20 protein-coding genes are annotated in these 26,088 nt (G+C 34.2%); 13 read left to right on the top strand and 7 right to left on the bottom strand.

What is annotated here, in order from left to right:
• Nucleotides 1–62 precede the first annotated feature (62 nt).
• From SPD48_RS05270 to SPD48_RS05290, 5 genes are all read right to left on the bottom strand, one after another.
• The gene (locus SPD48_RS05270; protein ID WP_336257033.1) at nt 63–1,085 is read right to left on the bottom strand and encodes a TAXI family TRAP transporter solute-binding subunit; all 1,023 of its coding nucleotides are present in this window, start codon (nt 1,083–1,085) and stop codon (nt 63–65) included.
• A gap of 20 nt (nt 1,086–1,105) precedes the next feature.
• Entirely contained in the window at nt 1,106–3,016 is a 1,911-nt protein-coding gene (locus SPD48_RS05275) for a TRAP transporter permease (protein WP_336257034.1), read from the bottom strand.
• Between the two features lie 238 nt (nt 3,017–3,254).
• Nucleotides 3,255–4,124: a succinate--CoA ligase subunit alpha gene (gene sucD / locus SPD48_RS05280; protein ID WP_336257035.1), complete on the bottom strand. Its 870-nt coding sequence runs from the start codon at nt 4,122–4,124 to the stop codon at nt 3,255–3,257.
• Nucleotides 4,124–5,218 (bottom strand): ATP-grasp domain-containing protein, encoded by a 1,095-nt coding sequence (locus SPD48_RS05285; RefSeq protein ID WP_336257036.1) that lies wholly within the window; start codon nt 5,216–5,218, stop codon nt 4,124–4,126. The genes sucD and SPD48_RS05285 overlap by 1 nt, the downstream gene beginning before the upstream one ends.
• 21 nt (nt 5,219–5,239) lie before the next feature.
• Nucleotides 5,240–6,004, bottom strand: a complete 765-nt coding sequence (locus SPD48_RS05290; RefSeq protein ID WP_336257037.1) for an enoyl-CoA hydratase/isomerase family protein — start codon at nt 6,002–6,004, stop codon at nt 5,240–5,242.
• A gap of 185 nt (nt 6,005–6,189) precedes the next feature.
• Here SPD48_RS05290 and SPD48_RS05295 point away from each other — a divergent pair, with 185 nt between their 5' ends.
• The gene (locus SPD48_RS05295) at nt 6,190–6,894 is read left to right on the top strand and encodes a GntR family transcriptional regulator (RefSeq protein WP_336257038.1); all 705 of its coding nucleotides are present in this window, start codon (nt 6,190–6,192) and stop codon (nt 6,892–6,894) included.
• Nucleotides 6,895–7,551: 657 nt separating this feature from the next.
• The gene (locus SPD48_RS05300) at nt 7,552–8,259 is read left to right on the top strand and encodes a response regulator transcription factor (protein WP_336257039.1); all 708 of its coding nucleotides are present in this window, start codon (nt 7,552–7,554) and stop codon (nt 8,257–8,259) included.
• A gap of 154 nt (nt 8,260–8,413) precedes the next feature.
• Here SPD48_RS05300 and SPD48_RS05305 read toward each other — a convergent pair whose 3' ends face one another.
• Both SPD48_RS05305 and SPD48_RS05310 read right to left on the bottom strand, forming a co-directional pair.
• Nucleotides 8,414–9,787, bottom strand: a complete 1,374-nt coding sequence (locus tag SPD48_RS05305) for an amidase (protein ID WP_336257040.1) — start codon at nt 9,785–9,787, stop codon at nt 8,414–8,416.
• 18 nt (nt 9,788–9,805) lie between these two features.
• Nucleotides 9,806–11,119 (bottom strand): MFS transporter, encoded by a 1,314-nt coding sequence (locus SPD48_RS05310; protein ID WP_336257041.1) that lies wholly within the window; start codon nt 11,117–11,119, stop codon nt 9,806–9,808.
• A gap of 269 nt (nt 11,120–11,388) precedes the next feature.
• Here SPD48_RS05310 and SPD48_RS05315 point away from each other — a divergent pair, with 269 nt between their 5' ends.
• The 11 genes from SPD48_RS05315 to SPD48_RS05365 all read left to right on the top strand — a co-directional run bounded on the left by SPD48_RS05315 (nt 11,389) and on the right by SPD48_RS05365 (nt 26,066).
• Nucleotides 11,389–13,116 (top strand): sigma-54 interaction domain-containing protein, encoded by a 1,728-nt coding sequence (locus SPD48_RS05315; protein WP_336257042.1) that lies wholly within the window; start codon nt 11,389–11,391, stop codon nt 13,114–13,116.
• 452 nt (nt 13,117–13,568) lie between these two features.
• The gene (locus tag SPD48_RS05320; RefSeq protein WP_336257043.1) at nt 13,569–14,564 is read left to right on the top strand and encodes an ABC transporter ATP-binding protein; all 996 of its coding nucleotides are present in this window, start codon (nt 13,569–13,571) and stop codon (nt 14,562–14,564) included.
• Nucleotides 14,554–15,570, top strand: coding sequence for an ABC transporter ATP-binding protein (locus SPD48_RS05325; protein WP_336257044.1), 1,017 nt, complete (start codon nt 14,554–14,556; stop codon nt 15,568–15,570). The genes SPD48_RS05320 and SPD48_RS05325 overlap by 11 nt, the downstream gene beginning before the upstream one ends.
• Nucleotides 15,571–15,585: 15 nt before the next feature.
• Entirely contained in the window at nt 15,586–16,536 is a 951-nt protein-coding gene (locus SPD48_RS05330; protein ID WP_336257045.1) for an ABC transporter permease, read from the top strand.
• 24 nt (nt 16,537–16,560) lie between these two features.
• Nucleotides 16,561–17,385: an ABC transporter permease gene (locus tag SPD48_RS05335; protein WP_336257046.1), complete on the top strand. Its 825-nt coding sequence runs from the start codon at nt 16,561–16,563 to the stop codon at nt 17,383–17,385.
• A 34-nt stretch (nt 17,386–17,419) separates the two neighbouring features.
• On the top strand, nt 17,420–18,988 hold the full coding sequence (locus SPD48_RS05340) for an ABC transporter substrate-binding protein (protein ID WP_336257047.1): 1,569 nt from the start codon (nt 17,420–17,422) through the stop codon (nt 18,986–18,988).
• 196 nt (nt 18,989–19,184) lie between these two features.
• Nucleotides 19,185–19,916, top strand: a complete 732-nt coding sequence (locus SPD48_RS05345) for a GntR family transcriptional regulator (protein ID WP_336257048.1) — start codon at nt 19,185–19,187, stop codon at nt 19,914–19,916.
• A 199-nt stretch (nt 19,917–20,115) separates the two neighbouring features.
• A complete protein-coding gene (locus tag SPD48_RS05350; protein ID WP_336257049.1) occupies nt 20,116–21,099 on the top strand; it encodes an SIS domain-containing protein in 984 nt (327 codons plus the stop codon).
• 298 nt (nt 21,100–21,397) lie between these two features.
• Complete coding sequence (locus SPD48_RS05355) at nt 21,398–23,479, top strand: hydantoinase/oxoprolinase family protein (RefSeq protein ID WP_336257050.1); 2,082 nt, start codon at nt 21,398–21,400, stop codon at nt 23,477–23,479.
• Complete coding sequence (locus tag SPD48_RS05360) at nt 23,469–25,208, top strand: hydantoinase B/oxoprolinase family protein (protein WP_336257051.1); 1,740 nt, start codon at nt 23,469–23,471, stop codon at nt 25,206–25,208. Before SPD48_RS05355 ends, SPD48_RS05360 begins: the two co-directional genes overlap by 11 nt.
• Before the next feature lie 36 nt (nt 25,209–25,244).
• On the top strand, nt 25,245–26,066 hold the full coding sequence (locus SPD48_RS05365; protein WP_336257052.1) for a PfkB family carbohydrate kinase: 822 nt from the start codon (nt 25,245–25,247) through the stop codon (nt 26,064–26,066).
• Nucleotides 26,067–26,088: the final 22 nt, after the last annotated feature.

The raw sequence follows: 26,088 nt of genomic DNA on the forward strand, positions 1-26,088 counted from the left end.
TCTCTATACTAAGATGTAGCTTTTACTATGAGATGGTGCTCCTTTAAAAGCGGAATTACAAATTATTCATTCAGTTCTCCCACTTCTTCATAATACTTTTTTGCCCCTGGATGAAGCGGACCAACGAGATTTTTTGTTGCATTTTCCAAAGAGTAATATTCGAGTGATCCATGAATGTTAGGAAGTTGGTCAATGTTTTCGTTAATTGCTTTGGTAATTTGATATACTGTTTCATCATCTATTCCGCTATAAACTGTTAACACATTTCCCATGGAAGCAGTTGGGATTTCTTCATCACCATTTACCACATTTTCATATGTTCCTGCTGGGATAGGATTTTTGTCTAGGCCAAATTCTGTCAAATAATCGATTAATTCTTCTGACATTGGCAAGATTTTTACATCTTTATTAACGGCAACCTCTGTGATAGATGCAGCTGGTAAAGCTAATTGAGCAAAAACTTCTGTAGCGTTTCCATTTCTTAAAGCATCTGATTGTTCATCATAGCTACCATGGCTTACTTTTCCACCTGCATTTTTAATATCTTCATAACTTGTATCGTAAAAATCTAATATCTTTCTAAAAACCCATTCATCGGAATTGTTTACTGGTGTTACGACAATATTAAGGTCTTTTTTATTAGCAAAAAGCTCGTCTACAGTATCTGCTTTAATAGAAGCATCTACAACAAAATGAAAGTGGTTTGTTCCAAATCCGTTTCCGATAATAGATACATTTTCAAATTTTTCTTCGAATGGATCCTCTCCATTTAATCCTGCACTAATAAAAGGGGGTTGCATCCATGCTAATTGTGCTTCGTTAGTTGCAATAAAAGGCATGTTTTGCAGAGAACCGCCTGGAATGGTACTAATGTTTATCCCAGTTTCATCTAAAATTAGAGAACTTAAGCCTCCGGCGGTGGTGTACCAGCCTCCTCCTTGTGCCCCGGAAGCCCAAGTTAAACTGGATTTTGTATCTGATGACGAATCATTTGATGCATTATTGTCTTTTCCAGTACTGTCACCACATGCTGTTATAATAAGTGCTGAGATAACAACTGTAAGAAGAATCAAGATTTTTTTCATCAACTTCACCTCATTTAATTTTAGCTAGTTGCCTCTGGTGAGTAATCAGAAGAGCTAGTTTCTTTTTTATTAAATTTTTTACTTTTTAAATAGTTGTAAATGAAATATCCAACCATTAAGCATATGCAAATTAAAGATACATAGATATTTGGAGTAATATTCGTAATGGCAATTATTGCTAGAATGATTCTTTCTACTATATTGAGCTTCGTGAACATAATTCCTATTAAACTTGCAGATAAAATAATCACACTAACAACGATAGAAATAAATGTAAATACTACTTCATATATCGGTGCTCCGTTCATTAAGATAGCTGGTTGATATACGAAGAAATATGGGACGATGAACCCTGCAAATGCATATTTCACAGATAGTAAAGCTGTCTGCATTGGTGGAGCATTTGCGAGATTCGCTGCTGAGAATGCAGTAACACCAACGGGAGGAGTAATATCGGCCATAATAGCAAAGTAAAAGATAAAAAGATGCACTATGACTGTATCAACACCAAGTGCTGCAAGAGCAGCTGATGAAATAGTTGCCGTTATAACATAAGCAGCTGTTGTCGGAATTCCCGCACCCAGTACTAATGTTGTTAACATAATGAGAATTAATGCTAACCATAAATGCCCGCCTGATAATCTAGTAATCATGTTGCCAATAGATAAGGCGAGTCCCGTTTGGTTGATAACCGAAACGATAATACCTGCTCCAGACAAGGCAGAAACGATGACAGTACCCATACTAGCTGCGTATATGGCACCTTTAACTAATTTTTTAAATGTTAGACGATTATTTGGCATAATTAACCAAATGATTATCATAGCAATTAGTCCATAGGAGGCACTATTAGACGGTGAAGATCCATTAAATAAAAAGTAAATCAACACAATAAACGGAATAATATATGGTATTTGGACAAGTACTTTTTTTATTGAAACATCAAAATCGTTTTTTGAGCTTTTCAATCCCATTGAAACGGCTTCAAAGTGTACCATTGTAATAACACCGATATAATAGATAACCGCACCTAAAATCGCCATCTTAATAATATCTGTATAAGGAGTTGCAGTCATTTCTGCCATGATAAATGCTCCAGCTCCCATAACAGGTGGCAAGAGAGGTCCTCCAGCACTGGAAACTGCTTCAATGGCTCCAGCTTTTGGAGCAGGATAACCAATTCTCTTCATTAAAGGAACTGAGAAGCTACCGGTTGCATAAATGTCGGACACAGAACTTCCACTTATACTTCCAAACAATCCGCTTGAAAGTACCGTTACTTTTGCGGGACCGCCACGATATTTGCCCGCTATTAATATTGAAAGATCCATAAAAAAGTTTCCTACACCTGAATACACCATAATTGCTGCAAAGATGATAAACACAAAAATAATATTACTTGAAATTCCTGTTAGAAATCCGTAAATCCCATCATGGGAGGATAGGTACATTATTTCTACAACTCTTTCAAAACTTAAGTTTCTAGCTGCAAATGACCCAGGTAAATAGGGTGCGATAAATATGAAAGAGAATATAGTTGTAACAACAATTGCAAAGGAGAGAGAGACAGCTCTTCTACAGGCTTCAAGAACAAGTAAGATTAAAAAGGTACCTAGAATGAGTTGCATAGTAGTAATTGCTGTTACCTGTTCAATTCGTTGATTAATCATTTCTACATTAAATATAATGTATAAGCTTGGAAGTAAAGCAATAATCGCTAAGATCCAATCAGTAAGAGATGGTGCGCTATCACGCTTTTTCTTCGTAGCCGGAAATAAAATGAAAACTAATGGTAACAAAAGAAAGACATGAATCGATCTTTGTAAGCGTGGTTCCAGTGTCCCGAACATTGCCGTATATAGATGGAAGAGAACAGTAACAAGAGCCCATATTCCAAATATAATCACAATTTTTCCTTTAATTTCTCTCATAATTTTCTCCTCCTAACGATAGGATTTTTTGGTTAAACGAATAGAAGTAAATTATGATTTAACTATTTATTATTAAGCATAATTCCTACGACGATTTGTAGTGTAAAAGTGAAAACCCTTACTATTTAGGTGATTGAATCTCCGGTCCCTGTTTAAGACCGGAGATTAGCCCTCTAATTGGTTTTCGTTATTTTATAGTCAATTAATCTGTTAGTTAGGTAAAGTGGTCATTTCTGCATCAAATATTTTCGGATAGAAATTTTATTTCCGCTAAATCACTTAGTAAGTGTACGGAATTTGTTCCTGCAGCTGCTAAGATTTTTTGTTTTTCTTTCGCTGTTTCAGATTCATTTTCAATTATGGCACCTGCATGTCCCATTCTTTTACCTTCTGGTGCATGTAATCCTGCTATAAAGGAATATACTGGTTTTGACATTTCCTTAATGATTTCTGCCGAAAATACTTCATCGTTTCCACCAATTTCACCGACATAAACAATTGCTTTTGTATCTGGATCTTCTTCAAACTTTTCTAAAACATCATAGTGCTGCAATCCAACAACTGGGTCGCCACCTAAACAAACAATCGTGCTTGTACCTAAATTTTGTTGTTTTAACATTTCAATTACTTCATATGTCAATGTCCCACTTCTAGAAACAATACCAATGTTACCAGGCTTTAAAATAGAATCATGAATATCACTCATATTTGCTTTTTCGGGTGATACGATTCCAGCAGAATTAGGGCCGAGTAATATTACTTGATGCAGTTTTGCATAATGTACCATTTCTAAACTGTCATGTAGTGGAACTCCTTCTGAATAAATAACGATTACTTTTATTCCTGCATCAATTGCTTCAAAAACAGCTTGTTTAACAAAAGTTGGTCGAACACTAATAAACGAACAATCGGCATTCGTTTTCTTTACTGCATCTTCAACTGTGTTAAAGACTGGTAAATTAAAGACCTTTTGACCACCTTTACCGGGAGTAACACCTCCCACAATTGGTGTATTGTAATATAGCATTCTTTTGGCAAATGATTGACCGATATTTCCAGTTATTCCTTGAATAATAATTTTAGATTGTTCATTAATAATGATGGCCATTAGATTGTCACCCCTCTAACCAAGTTCCGAGTAAGCGTACATGCTGTTTTAATTTTATCTGTGATATGAATGTTTTCGTATTTTGATAAGAGAGCTTCAGCTTCTGCTTCATCTTGTCCTTTTAAACGAATGACTACAGGGATATCCGAATTGCCTAGCTGTTCTTCAATCGCTTTTGCAAGAACAAGGCAACTAGCTACTTGAAAATAGAAATTAAATAGAAAAGCTTTTGGTCGCAACAGTTTAATTTGTGTAATTAGTTTTTTTGCAATTTCTTCATCGTGGATGGCGTGTCCACCTAGATCTACAAGTGTTCTTACTGTTAAGTCATTACTTGAGACCATATCAAATGTTGCCATTCCAAGTCCTGCACCGCTTGTAATGATGGCTACATCTCCATCTAATTCAACACCGACAGTATGTAATTCGGCGCATTTTGCTTCATAACTATTCTGATCTCTTTTAATCAGTATTGGATCGCTTGCACGGTCTGCGCTACCATCTAAAATAACTTTTGCATCTCCAGCAACATAGCCGTCATCTACTATAAATAATGGATTTATTTCGATTAATTCCGCTTGTTCCTTCGTAAACATCGTCCATAAATTTTGAATCAATTGGGATATAAAAGGTTCTCTATTATTTAGAAACATTTGTACTTTTTGGATCATATAGGTCTGCAAACCTAGTAATGGATTTATCGGAATAAATAAGATGTTTTCTTTAGGGACATCCTCGATGTTTACTCCACCTTCTTTACTTACGATTAAAACAGGAGATTTTTTGTTACGATCAATAACAATAGAAAGATAATATTCTTGTTGAAAATTTACTAATTCTTCTATATAAATACCGGCTACTCTTTCGTCTTTGATGGTCATATGGGACAGTTTCTCAGATTTAGTAATTAGCTCTTCTTTATTTCGAACGATTTGGATACCACCTAGCTTTCCACGACCGCCAGTTAATACTTGAGTTTTAACGATTAGTGGGAAGGGAGTTTCTTCCGGTAAGTCGTCTAGTAACCAACCCTTAGCTGTGTTTATACCGTATTTATTAAATAGTTTTTTACCTTCAAATTCGTATAATTTCATGTTTAATCCCTCAAATTTGATTTATTTCGCTCTTTTTTCGAAAAACTCTTTCATCGCTTGTTGTGGTTCACCTGAACTGTAACCAATGGTGTGTGCTTCTACGGCATAATTCATGCAGTTATTGAATTCTTGTTCACTTAATTGGTTAAATCTTCGTTTATTAATTGCAATTGCGGTAGGTGGTTTTGAAGCTAAGTCTTTGGCTAATTCAAACGCTTTGTCCTGTAGTTCATCATCTTCCACGATCCGTGTAACGAGATCATATTCTTTTGCTTCTTCAGCACCTATTAATCTACCAGTTAAAATTAGGTCAATTGTTTTTGATTTACCCATAGTCTCCCAAAACATAGTTGCACCGATCACACAAGGTAAACCAACATTTACTTCTGTCATTCCATATTTTGCTGAAGTATTCGAGATTCGAATATCTGCCAAAAGTGCCAATTGAAGTCCTGAACCAACTGAAAATCCGTTAATGGCAGCAATGATTGGTTTTTTTACTTTTCTAATAACTCGATATAAATGATCAAATTCTTCGATCCAATTTTCGGCTGCTTGTTCATCTAAATCTTTACTTTCTGATAAATCCTGTCCGGAACAAAATGATTTATTTCCCGAGCCTGTAATAATAATTGCTCGAACATCTGAATTTGTATCCGCTTTCGTAAATGCGTCAGCTAAATCTAATTTTGTTTGTGTGCTTAATGAATTATAAGATTCCGGTCGATCAATGGTGATGGTTAATACATTTTCCGTTAAGTTAGTAGTAATATTTTGATTATTCATAGTAAACAATCCTTTCAGGTAATTTTAAATGTTGTGGACTTATAATACCAAGTATACTATGATGGTGTCAAGAACAATTTTTTAAAAATTAGGTAGTCAGTTTTATACCAAATTGACTAAAATTGTAAAGTGTAATACTATATGTAAAAAGTATCAGAAGTCGCTAGGAAGAAAGGTGTATATTGATGAAACCGTCTTACAAGATCATTTATGAATCAATAAAAAATGACATATTACGTAAAAAGTTTCCTATTGGAAGTATGCTCCCATCTGAGGCAGAATTGGAAAAACAATTTAATGTTAGTAGAACGCCAGTCCGACAAGCTTTAAAACAGTTAGAAAATGATAATTACATATATCGGCAACAAGGAAGAGGGTCTTTTGTCGCAAATTTTAGACCAAAAGAAAAATGGATAAATATGACGGGTTTTAAAAGGCAATATAATTATTCATGGCAGAAAGTCACTGCTCAGACACTTGAATTAAGAACAATTCAATCTAAAACATATGCTAAAGCATTAATGGTAGACGAAGATGAGGAACTCATTTTTTTGAAACGGCTTCGGTATTTAGATGCAAAGCCAATTTTTTATATGGAACAAATTATCGCTCCAATTGTTCCAATAGAAATTTTTCAGGAAGATTCTTCTTTTACATCGATTCAACAAATACTAAGTGAAAAAGCGTTTATTGAATTGGTTATTGCAGAAGATACAATAGAGGCTGTTAATGCAGAAGCAGATATTGCGGATATTTTAGAAATTCCACATGGAACTGCATTATTAAAGGGAAGTAGAATTTCGTATTCACCGGAAAATAAACCGATCAATTTAGATGTTTTTTATACGAATACAGAAGTCTGGAAATATTTTTCTTCGTATCGATATTAATAACTTGCTTTCATTTTTGATTTGAACTTATGATTAATAGCTTTAAGCTCTGAAATTTGCTGTTAGTTTAGCAAGGCTAGCAGAAAGTGAAAAATTGAGGGATTTACAAGAAGCAGTGATGAAGAGAGTGAAAAAATTAAATAGGATATAAAAGAATAACACTTAGGTATGTGGGGGAAAATTAGCATATCTAGGTGTTTTTCTAATGTATACAATTACAGCACATAATTATTGTTTTGTAGGACTATTTCATTAGTTATTTGAGTTAAACCTTACTTTTTTACTTGAAATATAGTAAAATAGAACTATATAAAAAGAAAAGCTAATCGTTATGGAAAAATGGAAAATTAAGTTATATATGCTATTTGTGAATGTTGTTTAATAGTAACTAATATTCCTCATCAGGTTGTTGGCATCGTTTTTCCTGTTTAGCAAAATTGTTAGCTTAAGAAGCTACATAGTCAAATTTCATCAAAGGAAAGTTCCACTAAAGAAGTGATAGCCGAACATGGCTACCTTTCGTTTAATCTAACCTTTTGTAGTATATGGGAGTATTCAATCGTTATCATTCCTTTATTTGAAAGAAAAATATCAATGTAGATTGTCGCTGTCATCTATCCTTCTTAAGTTACCCGAAAATCACAGGGGGTCATTACATTGCAAAAAAAGAAAATTAATCTTGCTATCTTAGAATCTGATCAACTATCTCGTGAAGGGATTAAACTTATTTTAGAAGGACAGAAATTGTTCAATGTTGTAACGATTAATGATTGTTTTGACGCTAAGATATTAACTTCTAAGCCGATAGACATTTTATTAATTGAACTAAATATATTTAAAGAAAACCAGGAAAACATTAGAGGTATAGTAGAGGAATCTTCTCCTCAAATGAAAATTGTTGTTTTAGCAAATACAAAAGAGAAAAATTATGTGGTCGAACTGGTAAGGTTTGGAGTTCATGGTTATCTTCTGAAAAGGATATCTCCAGCTACGTTTGTCGATGCAATAAAAACGATACATAGAGGCAAATACTATATTTGCCCGCTCCTCACATACGAATTAGTGGAAGATTATCGGAAATTGAAAAGAGCAACTGAAGGTTTAGCAGTGAATTATGGGGAAACAAAAAATAAAAAGCCGGAATTTTTAACTGATCGTGAATATGAAGTTCTAACTTTTATTTCAAAAGGTAGAAGCAATTTACAAATTTCTAAAGCCTTAAAAATCAGTGAAAAAACAGTAAAAAAACATTTAGGTGGTCTCTTTAAGAAAATGGGGGTTAAGTCAAGAACAGAAGCTGTTGTTCAGGCGATACAAAAGGGATGGATCTCAGACCCGGCATTACAGAAACAAAGGCTTGAATAATAGTGGTTCATAAATGACAGAACAAAGCAGAAAATAAATAGTTTTGTGGACTATATTTAAAAAGGAGGCAGCAGAATGTACGATTATAGTGAACACTCCGCTGCCTTTTACCTAAATGCAAAAACGGATTATTTTAATCCTTTTGTAATTAGGTTTAACTCGCCCCGAGCTCAGACTCTAATGCATACCCAAATTGGTATAATTTTTCTTCATCACCATGTTTACCTATGAGCTGGATGCCAATTGGTAGACCGCTCTTCGACATTCCTATAGGAATAGATAACGCAGCGTTACCAGTATAGTTAAATGGCGATGTTAACTTTAATAGTGCATGTTGTGTCGATACAGATGTATGATTTATTGTTACTTCCCTTTGACCGATATCCGTTGGTAGTATTGGAAGTGTGGGAACGATAAGTATATCAACATCATTAAATAGTTGATTCAGGTTTGAAATTAATTTATTTCTATTCATTTGTGCCTGAACATATTCGTATCCCTTCACTTCTTTGCTAGCTACTAATCTTTCATATACTTCATCATCAACATTACCTTGATAGCTTTGTAGGGAATCGGCATGAACTGCAGAGGCTTCCGCTTTTATGGTAACAGCCTGTGCATCGGCTATTTCCTCAATATTTGGCACAACTACTTCTGTTATGTTCGCTTGTAGATGTTTAAAAATAGTGACACATTTATCAAAAGCATCTTTTACTTCTTTATTTAGGTTGGTGAAATAGCTGTTCATAGCGATTCCGATCGTTTTTCCTTTCACACTTTTTCCTATTAATCTAGAATAATCTGTGTTTTGACTATCTTTAATCGAATAAGAGTCCTTCGGGTCAAATCCAGCTATTATATTTAATAACAACGCATTCTCTTTTATGTTTGTTGTAATAGGTCCTATATGGTCAAGTGTATAGGCTAGGTCAAACGCTCCCGCTTTACTTACAAGACCGAAAGTTGGTTTCATTCCAACTACTCCACAAGCAGAGGCAGGAATTCGAATGGATCCACCAGTGTCTGTACCTATAGAAGCTAAAACCATGTTTGCGGCAACTGCAGCTGCGGAGCCACTACTTGATCCTCCTGAAATTTTTTCTAAATTGTATGGGTTTCTGCATGCACCGAAATAAGAACGATCTCCTATTGGTCCATAAGCAAATTCATGTGTATTCGCTTTACCAATAATAATTGCTCCGGCTTGTTTTAATTTTTCTACAACTGTTGCATCAACTGAAGGAATAAAATGTTCGTATATTTTAGAGCCCATTGTTGTTTTTATTCCCTTTGTATAAATTAAATCTTTTACCGCTATGGGAATTCCGTGCAAAGGACCTCTAACTTTACCTTCGATCATTTCTTTTTCTAAAACTTTGGCACTTTCTAATGCCTCTTTCTCAGAAATTGTAATAAACGCGTTAGTTTGTGGATTTTTCTCATAAATTTTTTCTAACGTTTCTTTTACTACATCTACTGGAGATATTTCTTTCTTCTTTATACACGTATTTAAATGCAAGATATCCATTACTAATCTCTTCCCTTACTAAATTGTAGATAATTTCTTCGTTGTTCTTTTTCCTGGTTTTACAAATAGCATTGCTATCATACCAATAACTGAAGCAACTGCTGCAGCGGTGAACATCGATGAATATCCATAACTTACGACAAGGAAACCTGTTAATGTAGGTGCAATGATGGTAGCCGTATTGGTAATAAAATGAGTGATCCCACCATATGTTCCCGCTTTATTTGGTTCAGTATCAATGATTACCGACCAGTATACGGAGTTTGGTAAAGAGTTAAAGGCGTTACCAATAGCCATAAGAGTCATTACACCGACCACTGTGTTAACAGTCGGTATTAGCATAAAACAAGTAGCTGTTAATAATAATGAAACTACCGCTAAACCAGATCTGGCAATTCGAAGACTGCCTGTTTTCATTCGTAAATAATCTGATATTTTTCCGCCTATTAATACTGTAAAACAGGCACCAATCCATGGGATCATTCCCAAATACCATAACGAGGATAATTGAAATCCAAACTCGTCTTGTAAATATTTAGGTGTCCAAGTTAGTAATAGAAAATTAATATATTGAAATGCAAAATAACCTAGGGCGTTAAATACTAAAGTTGGATTCTGGAAGAAATGAAACCATTTAATTTTATCTTCCTCATTTTCCTTGACCAACTGTTCATCAGGGAGTAAAGCATCCATAGATCTAATTTTATCTAGTTCTTCTTTTGATACTTTCTTATGCTGCTCTGGTAAATCTGTAAACATTTTGGACCAAATAATAACCCAAATAAGTCCTAATGCTCCTAAAATAACGAACATGACTTTCCAACTTGTTATGGATAAAATTAAAACTGCTACAGGAGCTGTCAACATCGCTCCAAGTGGTGTACCTAATAACCCTAAAGAGACAGCAAATCCTCTTTCTCTCGGTGTAGCCCAATTTGCAACAGTTCTATTAATTGTTGAAAACGTAGGGCCTTCAAAGAAACCGAACATAATTCGGACAACAGCAAATCCTGCAATCGCTGAACCGCCAAATAGGGCAATTCCAATTTCTCCTGCAAATGCGGTGACGATAACGAATAATGACCATCCAATTCCAATGATAATCCAAACAAATTTAGGTCCTTTTTTATCTGCAAGAGCACCACCGAACAGCGCTCCAAATAAATAACCGTAACCAAAATAACCAAGAACTGCTCCCCATTCAACCGCACCAAAACCAAATTCTTTTATAATATCTTCTGAAGCATACGAGATAGCTCCTCGGTCAATATAGTTGATGATAACCATTAAGACCATCATAAATAAAATATTGTAACGATAACTATGTTTCATTTTGAAATACCTCTCTTTCTTTGATATAAATAATTCCTTCATTAAGAACTGCGTGAAAAATTATATATGTTTTACCTCCTAGTTTTTAATATTGCAGCTCATAGTATATTCATGCAAGAATCGTGCCAAGTATTTGCTGATGGTTTAAAATCTTTATTCATAGTCTTTGTTGAATGTTTTCTAAATTTATAATAGAATAACAACTAAGAATTTATGCGTAAATGCATATATTTCTATGCGGTTTTGCATTTTAAATGGAGGTAATTTAAATGGATGAAATTTCTTCCGTATTACTTGATACAGCAATGGATTCCTTACGTACCGGTTTTATTATGACGGATAAGGATGGGATGGTTCAATATATAAATGATAAAGGAGCACAATTGCTGAATAGTGAAAAGAAAAATATTTTAGGTAAATCTCTTTTTGAGTTTGTCCCAGCAATAGGAAATCGCTGCCTTTCTGAGCAGTCCCATTTTTTTAATGAAGTTTATTACGCAAACAGCAAGCTGTTTTTTAATTTTTCACCTCATTATACAAATGGAGAATTGGTAGGAGCTTCCTATTTATTTAATGAGGAAACGTATTATGAAGTATTCTTAAAGAAGTTAGATTCGTATAAAAATTTGAATCGTGATTTAAAAGCAATTTTTGATATATCTTATGATGTTATTTATGTATCTGATCAGCACGGGGTAACCTTGCGTGTAAGTTCAGCTTGTAAAAAACTATGGGGGAAAAAGAAAGAAGAATTAATTGGTAAAAGTGTATATGAACTTGAGAGAATGGGGATCTACAACCCTTCAGTAACTCGAATCGTGTTAGAGAAAAAAGAAACTGTATCGCTTATTCAAAGTACTCGTACCGGCAGAAGATTAATGGTTGTAGGTACACCGATAAAAGATGAGAATGGCGAGATTATTAGGGTTGTTAATGCATCTAGAGATATTACCGCTATTGATCGGTTACAATCAAAACTAGATGAGACAAAGCAATTGATGGAAGGCTATAAAAAGGAGCTTGAACAATTAAGAAATAAGACGTTAGTAAACGAGAAAATCATTTACCAAAGTATAGAAATGGAAAAAGTAATTGCTTTAGCACATCGAGTAAAAGATGTCGATTCAACTGTACTTATTTATGGGGAAACAGGTGTTGGTAAAGAAGTGATCGCTAATTATATTCATCAATCAAGTGACCGTTCAGAAAACCCATTTATAACTATAAATTGTGGAGCCATACCAGAAAACTTGCTTGAATCAGAATTGTTTGGATACGAAAAAGGGGCTTTTACGGGTGCAATGAACCAAAAAAGAGGGTTATTTGAGTTAGCGAATGAAGGGACATTATTTCTAGATGAAATTGGTGAGATGCCTCTTAATCTACAAACAAAATTATTACGTGTTTTGCAAGAGAATACTTTTGTTCGGGTAGGAGGTACAAAACAAGTAAAAATTAATATTCGACTTATAACAGCAACGAACAGTAACTTATATGAAGAAGTGAAGAAAGGGAACTTTCGTGAAGACTTATATTATCGATTAAATGTCATTCCTATTAATATTCCACCTTTAAGAGACAGGAAAGAAGACATTCTCTCTCTTGTACAATATTTCATGCATTCTTTTAATGAAAAATATCGATTGACGAAAACGATTTCCAGTCGTGCGATTGATCTATTACAGCAATACCATTGGCCTGGAAATGTTAGAGAATTAAAAAACATAGTAGAAAGGCTAATCGTGCTGACTGAAAAAGATCAAATTGATGAAACAGATTTAGATGCTATGCTTTTCCCTATATGGAATGAGCGGAAAATAAAAGATGACGTAACCGTTAATGAAATTATTCCATTAAAACAGTGTGTAGAGAAAGCAGAGATGCAATTGCTTAAATTAGCAAAGGAAAAATACCAGCATACAACAGAAATTGCAAAAGTTTTACAAGTAAATCAATCAACGATTAGTAGAAAGTTAAGGAAATTAGGGATTGAATGAGAGTAAAATCCAGTTTTATAGAACCTTAGATATAGCAATTTTTCAAATTGAACAGATAAGAATCGAACCTGCAAAATTCGCAAAAGCTTGAAAAACTAATTAACCCAAAGAGCCAGCTTTGATAAAACGGAGCTGGCTTAATTGTATTTCCTTATTAGGATTCTCTTTGAAATGGCCGGAATAAATGAGAGTGTTTTAAAGACATCTTTATTAAAATTTATATTGAAGAAAAACAATCGTCAATCTATCTAATAGTGATTTAATAGTAAAAACTACATTATTCTAATCGTAATATTATAAATATTTTTAAAGTAAGAAAATAAAAATATGTTGACTAAATCAGAATATGATATTAAGATATGATATAACGTTATATAATATCTTAATTCTTTTTATGTTGTAATGTAAACGGTTAATATATAAAGGATGTTTATGTTCAGGAGGGAGAAAGTTTGCAACAAAATATGCTAGATATACAAGATTTGACGATAGAGTTTAAGACAGAGAATGGATTTTTTCCTGCAGTCAATGATATAAACCTTAGTATTAAGCAGGGAGAAATAATGTGTATCGTAGGGGAAAGTGGTAGTGGTAAAACAATTACATCCTTATCTATAATGCAAATATTACCTTCCATTGCAAACGTTTCCTCGGGAGAAATATGGTTTAAAGATCAAAATATATTAAATTTAAATAAAAAAGAAATGGCAGGTATTAGAGGAAACGCTGTATCGATGATATTCCAAGACGCTATGTCCTCACTAGATCCGCTATTCACATGTGGTCATCAAATTGTGGAAACGATAAGAACACATAAAAAAGATGTAACTAAAGAACAAGCATTGGAAAAAACAAAAGAACTTTTAAGAAAAGTAGGGATTGCTCATCCAGATACAATTGTAAACGCTTATCCATATGAATTATCAGGTGGAATGTGTCAAAGGGTGATGATTGCAATGGCGCTTTCTTGCGATCCCAAATTACTTATTGCTGACGAGCCGACAACGGCTTTAGATGTAACTGTACAATCTCAAATACTTAAACTTTTAAAGCAAATTCGTACGGATTTTAATACAAGTATTATGTTTATTACTCATGATTTAGGTGTGGTTGCTGAAATTGCCGATCGGGTTGCTGTTATGTATGCAGGAAGGATTGTAGAAGAAGGGGATGTAAAGTCCATATTTAATAATCCACAGCATCCATATACTGAAGGATTACTTAAGTCTATACCAAAGTTAAATGAGAAGAGTGAGAGATTTTATAGTATTAAAGGATCTGTTCCAAGTATTACCGAAATGCCTGTAGGATGTAAATTTAACCCAAGATGTTCGAAGGCTTTTACGGACTGCTTTAAAGAAGAACCACCAACTTTTAATGTCGAAAAGAACCAAAAGGTACGTTGCTGGTTAATGGACGATGAAAGGGTGAGTGGTAGTGAACAATGAAATAATCTTGGAAATAAACAACATAAAAAAACATTTCCCTATTAGTAAAAAAAGTTTATTTTCTAAAACGACAGAATTTGTGAAAGCAGTTGATGGTGTAAATCTTAAAATTAAAAAAGGCGAAACATTTGGACTTGTCGGGGAATCAGGTTGTGGAAAGAGTACATTATCAAGATTGATAACAAGACTAATAGAACCCGATGAGGGAGAAGTTATTTTTGATGGTCAAGATTTTCTTGAATTAAAAGGAAAAGCTTTAAGAAAAGAGAGACAAAAGATTCAGATGGTTTTTCAGAACCCGTTTGAATCATTAAATCCTCGAATGAAAATAGAAGATATAATAGGTGCTTCCTTTGATATTCATGGAATTGCAAAAGGAGAAGATAAGCGAAAAAAAGTAGAAGCACTAATAGAAAAAGTTGGTCTAGATCCTAAATTTTTATCAAGATACCCACATGAACTTTCTGGAGGACAAAGACAAAGAATTGGAATTGCTAGAGCTATTGCTCTTAATCCCAAATTTATTATTTGTGATGAATCGGTTTCTGCACTGGATGTATCAGTCCAGTCTCAAATATTAAATTTACTAAATGATATTCAAAAAGAATTTAATCTTACATATTTATTTATTTCACATGATTTATCTGTAATAAAAAATGTAAGTCATAGAATTGCAGTCATGTATCTAGGTAAAATTGTTGAAATAGCTGATGCGGAAGAATTATATACAAATCCTAAACACCCCTATACTAAAGCATTACTATCTTCAATACCAATTCCGGATCCAGATGCTGAATATGAGAAAGCTTCAATTGAGCTTAAAGGAGATATACCAAGTCCCGTAAATCCTCCCAAAGGATGTAATCTTTGTACAAGATGTCCCTTTGTAATGCCGGTTTGTCGTGAAAAGGAACCGGAATTAGCTGAAATAGAAGAAGGGCATAATGTAGCATGCCATCTTTATTCTATTAATTCGGACTTAATGAAGGAAAGTAAAGTTTTATAAGGAGGAGGGATTTCATTGGGACGAGATCTAATCATAAGAATTATAACTATTATTATTCAAGTAATTATTGTAGCTAGTATTGTTTTTTCCGCTATCAGATTTATGCCTGGTGATCCAGCAGTTTTAGTTTTAGGTACAGAAAAAGGAGCAGATCCTGAAGCTGTTGCAGAAATGAGAGAAACTCTAGGTTTAAATCAACCCTTTGTTTCACAATATTTTGATTGGATGAAAAGTGCTGCCACACTTGATTTTGGACAGTCTATCTTTACTGGAGAGGATGTAACGGAAAGTATAATGGAAAGACTTCCTAAAACATTAGAGCTGGCTTTCCTAGCATTGTTGATCGCGTCATTCATTGGGATACCACTTGGTATTGCGGCAGCACTTAAACGTGGAAGTATAGCCGATTCGATTGTGTCCACACTTGCAGCAGTAGGAATATCATTCCCAGTTTATATTATCGGAACATTTTTAATATTATTATTAAGTTTTAAATTAAATTTGCTACCTGCAAGTGGATATGTATCATTTTCTGAGGATCCAGTTGACCATCTGAAGAAAATGGCTTTGCCGGCACTCACTCTATCACTTGCACTAGCTTCTACAATTGCGAGAATGACTCGTTCATCAATGTTAGAAGTATTAAATAAAGATTTTATACAAACGTTGCGGGCAAAAGGGCTGAATGAAAACAAGGTTATTTTTAAACATGCTTTCAGAAATGCAATTATCGCTGTAATTACAGTGATAGGATTAGAGCTTGGTAATCTTATAGGCGGTACGGTGTTAATTGAGTATTTATTTAACTACCCTGGGTTAAGCTCATTATTAATTCAATCGATTAATAATCGAGATTATCCATTAATTCAAGGGTCAATTGTATTAATAGCTACATTGTATATTTTAATTAATCTGTTTGTTGAAATTCTATATGGAGTAATGGATCCCAGGACTAGAAAACAATAGTTGACAACAAAAGGAGGGATAAAATTGTTAAGAAGAACATTAAAAAATAAAGTTTTTGTTGTTTGTTTATTAATTTTTATTAGTATCTTAACTATTTCTATAATTGGTCCTTGGATTGCACCATATGATCCATTAGAGATTAATTCTAATAAAGTGCTTCAACCAGCAGATTCAGAAAATCTATTGGGAACTGATGAATTTGGGAGAGATATATTTAGTAGATTGCTTTTAGGTATTAGGCCTACGATTACTGTTGCTTTAGGAGCGACATTTATTGCATTTTTCTTTGGTTCTTTATTAGGGATGATTGCCGGATATTTAAGATCCTTGCCCGAGAAACTGATTATGAGAGGAGCTGATATCATTTTGAGTTTTCCTCCTATCCTTTTAGCATTACTCGTTGTAGGTTTCTGGGGAGGTGGAGTAAAAAACTTAATTATAATAATAGGAATTGTTTACATCCCTTATTTTGCACGTCTCGCTTATTCTTCTACAATTCAAGTGAAAGGGTTGGAGTATGTACAAAGTGAAATTTTATTAGGCGCTTCTCGTTTACGAGTTTTGTTGAAAATTATATTTCCGAACATACTGTCTCCACTAATAATCCAATGTAGTTTAACTATGGCAGCAGCAATCCTTTTGGAATCTGGTCTAAGTTTCCTTGGTCTTGGAATAATCCCTCCAGAGCCTTCGTGGGGACAAATGATTGGAGAAGCTAGAGGTTATATTTTTTCCTATCCAATGTATGTCATCTGGCCATCATTATTACTAGGATTAACGATTCTATCAATAAATTTATTAGGGGATAGCTTAAGAGATATTTTAGATCCAAAGTTAAAAATTAAGTAACCAGCTTATAAATCTAAAAATAGGAGTTGAAAAAATGAAAAAAAAGAATTTATTATTGATAATAAGTTTATTAACTATCATTGTCCTTGTTAATGCATGTTCATCGAATTCCTCTAAAGATAAAGGTCAAGATGGTGGGGCTGCGCCAACAGGAGGAAGTTTAAAATTTGGACTAGCTGCGGAGCCAGATACGATGGATCCTCTTGTACAAAATGGAACTCATGGAAGGACAATTAAGTTAGCGATCTATCGAGGGTTATTTAATTACAATAAAGATGGGGAATTACAACCAGAGCTGGCGGAAGATTACTCAGTCTCGGAGGATGGAACTACATACACATTCAATTTACGTGATGCAAAATTCCACAATGGTGATACAGTAACCGCTGATGATGTAAAGTATACATTCGAAAGAATTTTAGAACCAGGAAGTAAAGCTACATTTGCAGCTGAATTATCTGTAATCGATACTGTAGAAGTAGTGGATGAAAAAACAGTAGAGTTTAATTTAACTGAACCTTCCGCACCATTATTGCATTACTTAGCTATCCCTGAGTCAGTCATTGTTTCGAAAAGTTGGATAGAAGAAAATGGCGAAAATGCAGACCCTATGGGAGCAGGTCCATTTAAATTTGTTGATTGGAAAAAAGGACAAGAATTCACTGTTGAAAAGTTTGACGAATTTTATATTCCAGACAAACCAAAAGTAGATGAAATTAAGTTTGTCTTCTATACGGACGAGAATACAAGAGGTAATGCATTAAGAGCTGGAGATGTAGATTTAATAGAAACTGTCCCTTGGAAAGATGTTGAGTCAATGGAAAATGATCCAAATCTTAAATTAGACAGTGTAAATGGCCCTTTTATGAAATTGCAATTTAACACAAAGTTTGAACCGTTTAATGATCCTAAGGTAAGACAGGCAATCTCTTATGCAATAGATAGAAATACAATTATTAACACGGCATTCAGTGGTCGTGGAGAAGGGATTTATGGTATTGCGATTCCTGAAGGATATATGGGTTACAAAGAAGAATACGCTAATTATTTCGAACATAATATTGAAAAAGCAAAAGAATTGTTAGCTGAGGCTGGTTATCCTGATGGCTTTAAAGCAAGACTATTGGCTACTTCACAATATACATTTCATGAACAGACGGCAGTAGCTGTAAAGTCAGAACTAGAAAAAATAGGAATTGAGGTAGAATTGGACCTTCCCGACTGGGCTACACGAATTAATAAAAACACTGAAGGTGATTATGACTTTATTGTGGCAGGGACATCAGGTGATATTACTGATGCAGACTGGTTAAGTAATTTTTATACTGGTGGAGAAGTAAGATTGAATAATTCTGCTTATTTTAAAGATGAAAAAATTGATGAATTGCTTATGAAAGGTCGTTCTGAAATAGATGATGAGAAAAGAGAAGAGATTTATGACGAATTAATAGAAAGAGCTCTAGAACTAAGTCCATTTGTGTATTTAACATGGCGTGAACAGAGTTATGGAATGTCTAAAGATGTTGAGGGATTCAAAAATTTACCAGGATTTTTATCTTTCCAGTCTGGAATAACTCTTGATGAGGTTACTATAGAAAAATAAGTGGTTTTTGTCTATAATGCTAGCCTTCTTAGTTGAAAAATTTTTAAATAACCTACATTAACATCTCTCTTTATAAATTAAATTTTAAAAATTATTTATTACTTCTGAAAAGTTAAATTTTTATATTGTGAAGATTGATAAATATGTAGTGCTGTTATAACATTGATGTGTAAATACCTAGGAGGGTTAGTTATAGATGAAAAAGTTGAATAGCGCTAGTCAAATTCCTTTATATCATCAATTAAAGCAAGTGATTATAGGGGATATTGAAAGTGGAAAATATAAAATTGGAGAACAATTACCAACAGAAATCGAATTATGTGAAAATTATAGTGTTAGTAGAATAACGGTAAGAAGGGCAATATCTGATTTAGTTAATGAAAAGATACTTTATCGTAAACAAGGAAAAGGAACATTTGTTAGTGAATCCAAGATAGAGAGAGAATTAATTTCTATTGGAAGTTTTTCAGATATTACTACTCAATCAGGTAAAGAACCTAGTACACAAATTTTAGAAACTCAAATTAAAAAGCCAACTAAAGAGTTATGCAATGTTTTAAAAATATCCTCTGACCAGGATATATTAGAATTGAAAAGACTGTTAAGTATAAACGGGAAGCCGTTTATCATTGAAACGTCACACTATCCAATATCACGATTTCCTAATTTAGAAACATACATAAGCAGTAATCAATCAATATATAAAATATTAAGAGAAAATTACGGTGTGGAGATCGTTAAGGCTGAGAAAACATTGGACGTAAAACTATCGAATCCTGAGCAATCTGAGATTTTTGAATGTGATGCAAACTCAGTTTTATATTTATTAAAAAAGACAGCGTTCGATAAAAAGGATGAAGTTGTTCATGTATCTAATTCACTATTTCTAGCATCAAAAGTAACATTTACTTTTACTGTAAAAGAATAAGTAAAAGATATGAAACGAAAAAGTATTTAAATGTTTGGTGGGGGTTATTTTTACAATTCGAACCCCCGATAATTTCATTATATTGTCAATGTCTTCACTAATAATAACTGAAGATTAATTTTTTTGAAAAAAATTGACTATTACGTTATATAACGTTATACTATGTTATAGTACATATACTTTATTTAGGAGGAATAAAATGCTGAAAAATTATACTGGACAAGAAGCACTTGAGAAGACGTTAGAAGCTCTAAAAAATAAAACGATTAAGAGAGTATTTTATGTAGCATGTGGGGGATCATCTGCGTTAACATATTCTAGTAAATACATTATTGACCGTGATTCTAAAACAATGACTGCAGAAGCTTATAATTCGAATGAGTTTATCTACCGCAATCCGGCTAAATTAGATGAAGAATCATTGGTGATCGCTATTTCACACTTAGGAAATACACCAGAAACTACTGCGGCTGCAGAATTTGCAAGAGATAAAGGTGCTACTGTTGTATCATTTACATATGAGGCTGATTCTCCGCTTGCAAAAGCATCTCATTACAGAATCGATTATCAGTATGGTCCACAAGTAAATCCGGCTGATTCTAGAAACATCCAAATTATTCAATTAACTTTGGGATTATTAAAGATTAAAGAAGGTCATGAAAAGTATGATGCTTTAGTATCAAGTTTGCCTAATTTACAATATACAGTAGACAAAGCAATTGAAACATATGCACAAAGGTCATCAGAGTATGCTGAAAAATATCAAAATGAAAAAATGATCTATACTATGGCTAGCGGCAGTAACTTTGGTGTTGCATATACGTTTGCTATCTGTATCCTAATGGAAGCACAATGGATTAATTCACATGCTATCCACGCTGGAGAGTTTTTCCACGGTCCATTTGAAATTGTAGACAAAGATACACCGTTTGTTTTACTCCTTGGTTTGGACGAAACTAGATATATGGAAGATAGAGCTTTAAAGTTCTTAAATACATATGCGAAGAAAACATTCATCTTGGATGCAAAGGAGTTCGACCTATCGAAAGTAGATGAATCTATTCACGGTGAAGTAGCATCTGTAATTCATCTATATGTTTTACGTGCACTTTCAAGAGAATTTGCTAAAGAACGTAATCATCCGTTAGATACAAGAAGATATATGCATAAAGTTGAATATTAAAAAACACTTGTGTGCGGAATCAACTCCTATTGTATTTAAAATGGGAGTTGATTTTTCAACAGTTAAGAAAGTATAAAAATTTCTTGACTTGTTCACTGTCAAAGAGCGCGACATCCTAAAACTGGGACTGTGCTTACTTGTTCTTAGCACTGCACTTTCATTCGTCCAACCGTAAAGAATTGTCACAACGCCTGTACTAGCACCCTGTGCGTCGTAAGTGAACTTTAGTTTTCGCAATAAAGGTTTGACGATAAGCCAAGTTTTCTATGAATTATAATCTTGAAAAGGAGGAGTTAACATGCGATATATGGTAGGTGTTGATGTAGGAGGAACTTTTACAGATGTTACACTAGTAGATCCAACATCAGGAAATATAGAAAATCATAAATTACCTTCTACACCTCAAGATCCTTCAAAAGCAATCATGAATGGAATAAGAGATTTACTTGATAAACATAGCATACCGAATGGACAAGTGACATATCTTGCCCATGGAACTACTGTGGCAACGAATGCACTTATAGAAAGAAAGGGAGCGGAAACGGCTCTCATAGTAACGGAAGGATTTAAAGACTTATTGGAGATTGCTCGTCAAACAAGACCTAGTTTATATGATCTGTTTCAGGAAAAGCCGGAACCAATGATTTCTGGTGAATTAAGATTTGAAGTTGAAGAAAGATTGTATTCAAACGGAACGGTAAGAACACCAATTAATAGGAAACAACTAGGGAAGATTATTGAAGAGATTAAAAGTAAGGGAATTAAGTCAATTGCCGTATGTTTTCTTTTCTCATTTAATAATCCAATTCATGAGCAAATTGCTGTGGAAGAAATTAAAAAGCTTTATCCTTCCGCATATGTATCCGCTTCACATCAAATTGTTCCTGAATTTAGAGAATATCCAAGATTAACTACGACAACGATGAATGCGTATTTAGGTCCAGTGATGCAAACATATATGGAAAACTTCAGAGCTTCTGTTAAAAAGGAGAATATTCCTGTTGAACCATATATCACTCAATCTAACGGTGGAATTATTTCTATTCAAGAGTCTGTTTCAAGTCCTGTAAAAACTGCTTTATCGGGACCAGCTGCAGGAGTTGTAGCTGCTTCACATGTCGCAGAACTAACAGGTTATAAAGATTTAATTACTTTTGATATGGGTGGAACTTCAGCTGATTTTAGTTTGATTGAAGATGGAGAGCCGAAGATTTCAATGGATAGAGAAATAGAAGGGTTCCCAGCAAGAATACCAATGTTAGATATTCATACATATGGTGCAGGTGGAGGATCAATTGCTTGGTTAGATGCAGGAGGGGCTCTAAAAGTAGGTCCTGAAAGTGCTGGAGCTGTTCCTGGTCCAGCTGCATATGGCAGAGGGGGAACATTACCAACTGTAACAGATGCGAATGTAGTTTTAGGAAGACTTAACCCTAACGGAATTTTAAATGGACAAATGGACTTGGATGTTGAAGCGTCCAAAAGAGCGATTGAAGAACATATTTGTAAAAAGACAAACCTTTCTTTAATTGAGGCAGCGAGTGGTATACTTTCTGTCGTGAATGCAAATATGACCCGTGGGGTTCGGTTAATTTCCGTTGAGAAAGGCTATTCTCCTAATGAGTTTTCCCTTGTTTCCTTTGGAGGTGGCGGAGGTCTTCATTGTGGTTCTTTAGCTAAAGAATTAAATATCTCAACTGTAATTGTACCTCCATCTCCTGGAACATTCAGTTCTATGGGATTATTGGTCACAGATATTAAGTCGGATTATGTAAGAACGGAATTAATCCAACCGACTGGTCACAATCTTCAAAAGATTCAAGACCACTTTAAAGAAATGGAGGAAGAGGGAACCAAACTATTAGAATCTGAAAAAATTGAAGCCGGAAAAAGAATTTTCCAACGTACAGTTGATGTACGTTTTAAAGGGCAAAACTATGAATTATCCGTTCCTATTGAATTGAAAGATTTAGAAAAAGAAAACATAGATAAAGTAATTAAGAGATTCCACGAGATTCACGAGAAAACGTATGGGTATTCCGACAAGTTAGCACAGGTTGAGTTTGTTAATTTCCGTCTAACAGCTTGTGGAGAAATACCGAAAGTGAATTTTAGAAAAGAAACGAGTAAGGATGAAGAAGTCATATCTTCCAAAACAAAAAGGAAAGTTTATTTTTCAGAAGTGGATGAACCAAAGTATTTTGAAACAGATATCTTCCAACGAACAGAACTTAATGTTGGAGATAAGATTATAGGACCAGCAATCGTAGAACAGTTGGATACAACAATTCTTATCTTGCCGGAACAAACTGCATCCGTAGACCCATATCAAAACTTGATTATAAATGCATCGACTGGGGTGAATGACAATGAAAAATGAAATTAGCCCAATAACGCTAGAAATCATGGGGAATTTGATATTATCTGTTGCTGAAGAAATGGGTGTTATTTTAGTTAAGACAGCTTATTCAACAAATATAAAAGAAAGAAAAGATGCTTCTACTGCTATTTTTGACGGTAAAGGTCGCATGATCGCACAGGCTGAGCATGTTCCAATGCATCTGGGCTCCATGTTAACTGTTGTCACGGAAATATTGAAGAAGTTTCCTGTTGATACAATAGAACCAGGGGATATGTTTATAACTAATGATCCGTATACTGGTGGTGGTACTCATCTCCCAGACATCACAATGGTAGAACCAGTTTTTGTAGAAGGAAAAATAGCCGCATTTGTTGCTAATATTGCTCACCATTCGGATATTGGAGGTAAGGTACCAGGTAGTACATCTGCTGATGCAGAGAGTGTTTTTCAAGAGGGTATTCGAATTCCTTTAGTTAAAATTTGCCGTAAAGGTGAGGTAGTAGACGAATCGATTGAATTTATTTTAAATAATACTCGTACTCCGGAAGAAAGAAAAGGTGACTTATTCGCACAAATTTCCTGTAATAAAGCAGGTACGAAGCGAATGAAAGAAGTCATTAATAAATATGGAGTAGACATGTTTTCTACATATACAGATGGATTACTAAAGTATGCAGAAAATCTGATGCGTGTAGGGATAAAAAACTTACCAGATGGTGAATATTCCTTTGAAGATTATTTAGATGATGATGGGGTTGAATTAAATAAACCAGTACCTATTAAAGTTAAAATAACGATTAAAGACGATAAGGCTATTGTTGATTTTGAAGGTTCTAGTCCTCAAGTAAAAGGTCCATTAAACTTAGTATTATCAGGAACACTGACTACTGTGTTTTATTGCTTTAAAGCGATCGCAGGACCAACCATTTTCGCAAATGAAGGAATTTACCGAACAATAGAAGTAAAAGCACCAGATCATTCAATCGTTAATTGCTCTGCACCAGCACCAGTTGGTGTACGAATTGATGCAGCACAGAGAATTGCGGATGTTATTTTTGGAGCATTGGCTAAAGCCACACCTGAACGTGTTATCGCTGCATGTAATAGTTCGGTAACATCAGCAATATTCTCGGGAGTTAACCCTGAAACAAATAATTATTTTGTTTATTTGGAAACCATTGCTGGTGGATCGGGTGCTCACCAAAATAATGATGGATTAAGCGGAGTCCAAGTGCACATGACAAATACTTCGAACCTTCCTGTCGAAGCGTTAGAACGTGAGTATCCTATTATGGTAGAAACATATAAATTCGCTGAGGATTCGGGTGGTCCCGGATTGCATAGAGGTGGTCTTGGATTAGAGAGACAATTTAGAATGTTGGGAGACAACTTGAATTATACTGGATTAGGGGAAAGACATGTATTTTCTCCTTGGGGTATTTCTGGTGGTAAAAACGGCGCACCAGGTAGTTTTTGGTTAGAGAAAGTTGATCAGGAAAAAGAAAAATTAAACTCTAAAGTATCAGATATAAGTCTACAAAAAGACGATTTAATAACTGTATTTACTCCTGGAGCAGGAGGTTATGGAAATCCTATGGAACGTCCGATAGAAAAAGTGTTTAAGGATTTTAAAGAAGGTAAAGTGTCCGTTGAATCTGCTGAAAAAGACTATGGTGTAATTTTTACAAAAGACCTAAATGAAGTAGATATAGAAGCGACTAAAAAGCACCGAGCTGATCATGTGTAAGTTAAATGTCCTATTTTAAGGATAGGAGGGCTTTATTTGAAGATTATAGGAATTGGTGACAATGTTGTAGATTATTATAAACATCAAAATCTAATCTACCCTGGCGGGAATGCCTTGAATGTAGCTGTGATGGCAAAAAGAAATGGAGCATCAAAAGCAGCTTTCTTGGGGATCTTTGGAAATGATTCTCCTTCAAAACATATTATCTCATCTTTAAAACAAGAAGAAATAAATATTGAGCGTAGCCGTTATGCAATTGGTGAATGCGGAGAAGCGACAATATCTATTGAAGAAGGAGATAGAGTTTTTATCGGTTCAAATAGAAGAACTAGAATTGAATCTTTATTACGAATTAATCTCCAAGAGGATGATATTGACTATATCAATCAATATGATATCGTTCATACAAGTATAAACAGTAAGATAGAAACAGAACTAGAAAAAATCTCGCATAAAACGATATCCTATGATTTTTCTGACAAAAATAAATGGAATGAAGAACTTATTTCGAAAATTGCGCCAAATATAACATATGCTTTTTTCTCGGGTAGCGATCTGGAAGAAGCAGAAACTTTCAAACTGATTGATTTTGTGCATCAATTTGATGTAAGTGTTGTAGGTGTAACACGTGGAGAAAAATCGGCAATATTTTCAATTGAAGGAGAAATATTTAAACAAGATCCACTTCCAACAAATTTAATTGATACAATGGGAGCAGGAGACTCATTTATCGCTGGTTTTTTAAGTACTTATGGAAAAGAATTTGATCCAAAGTTAGCATTGTACCAGGCTGCAAAATCTGCCTCTATAACTTGTAGTCACTTTGGAGCTATCGGTTATCCAAAAGAAAAGAAATAAATCAATTACGAGCTACTCCCTG

It is taken from the genome of Pseudogracilibacillus sp. SE30717A (assembly GCF_037071985.1).
Taxonomy (GTDB): domain Bacteria; phylum Bacillota; class Bacilli; order Bacillales; family Amphibacillaceae; genus Pseudogracilibacillus.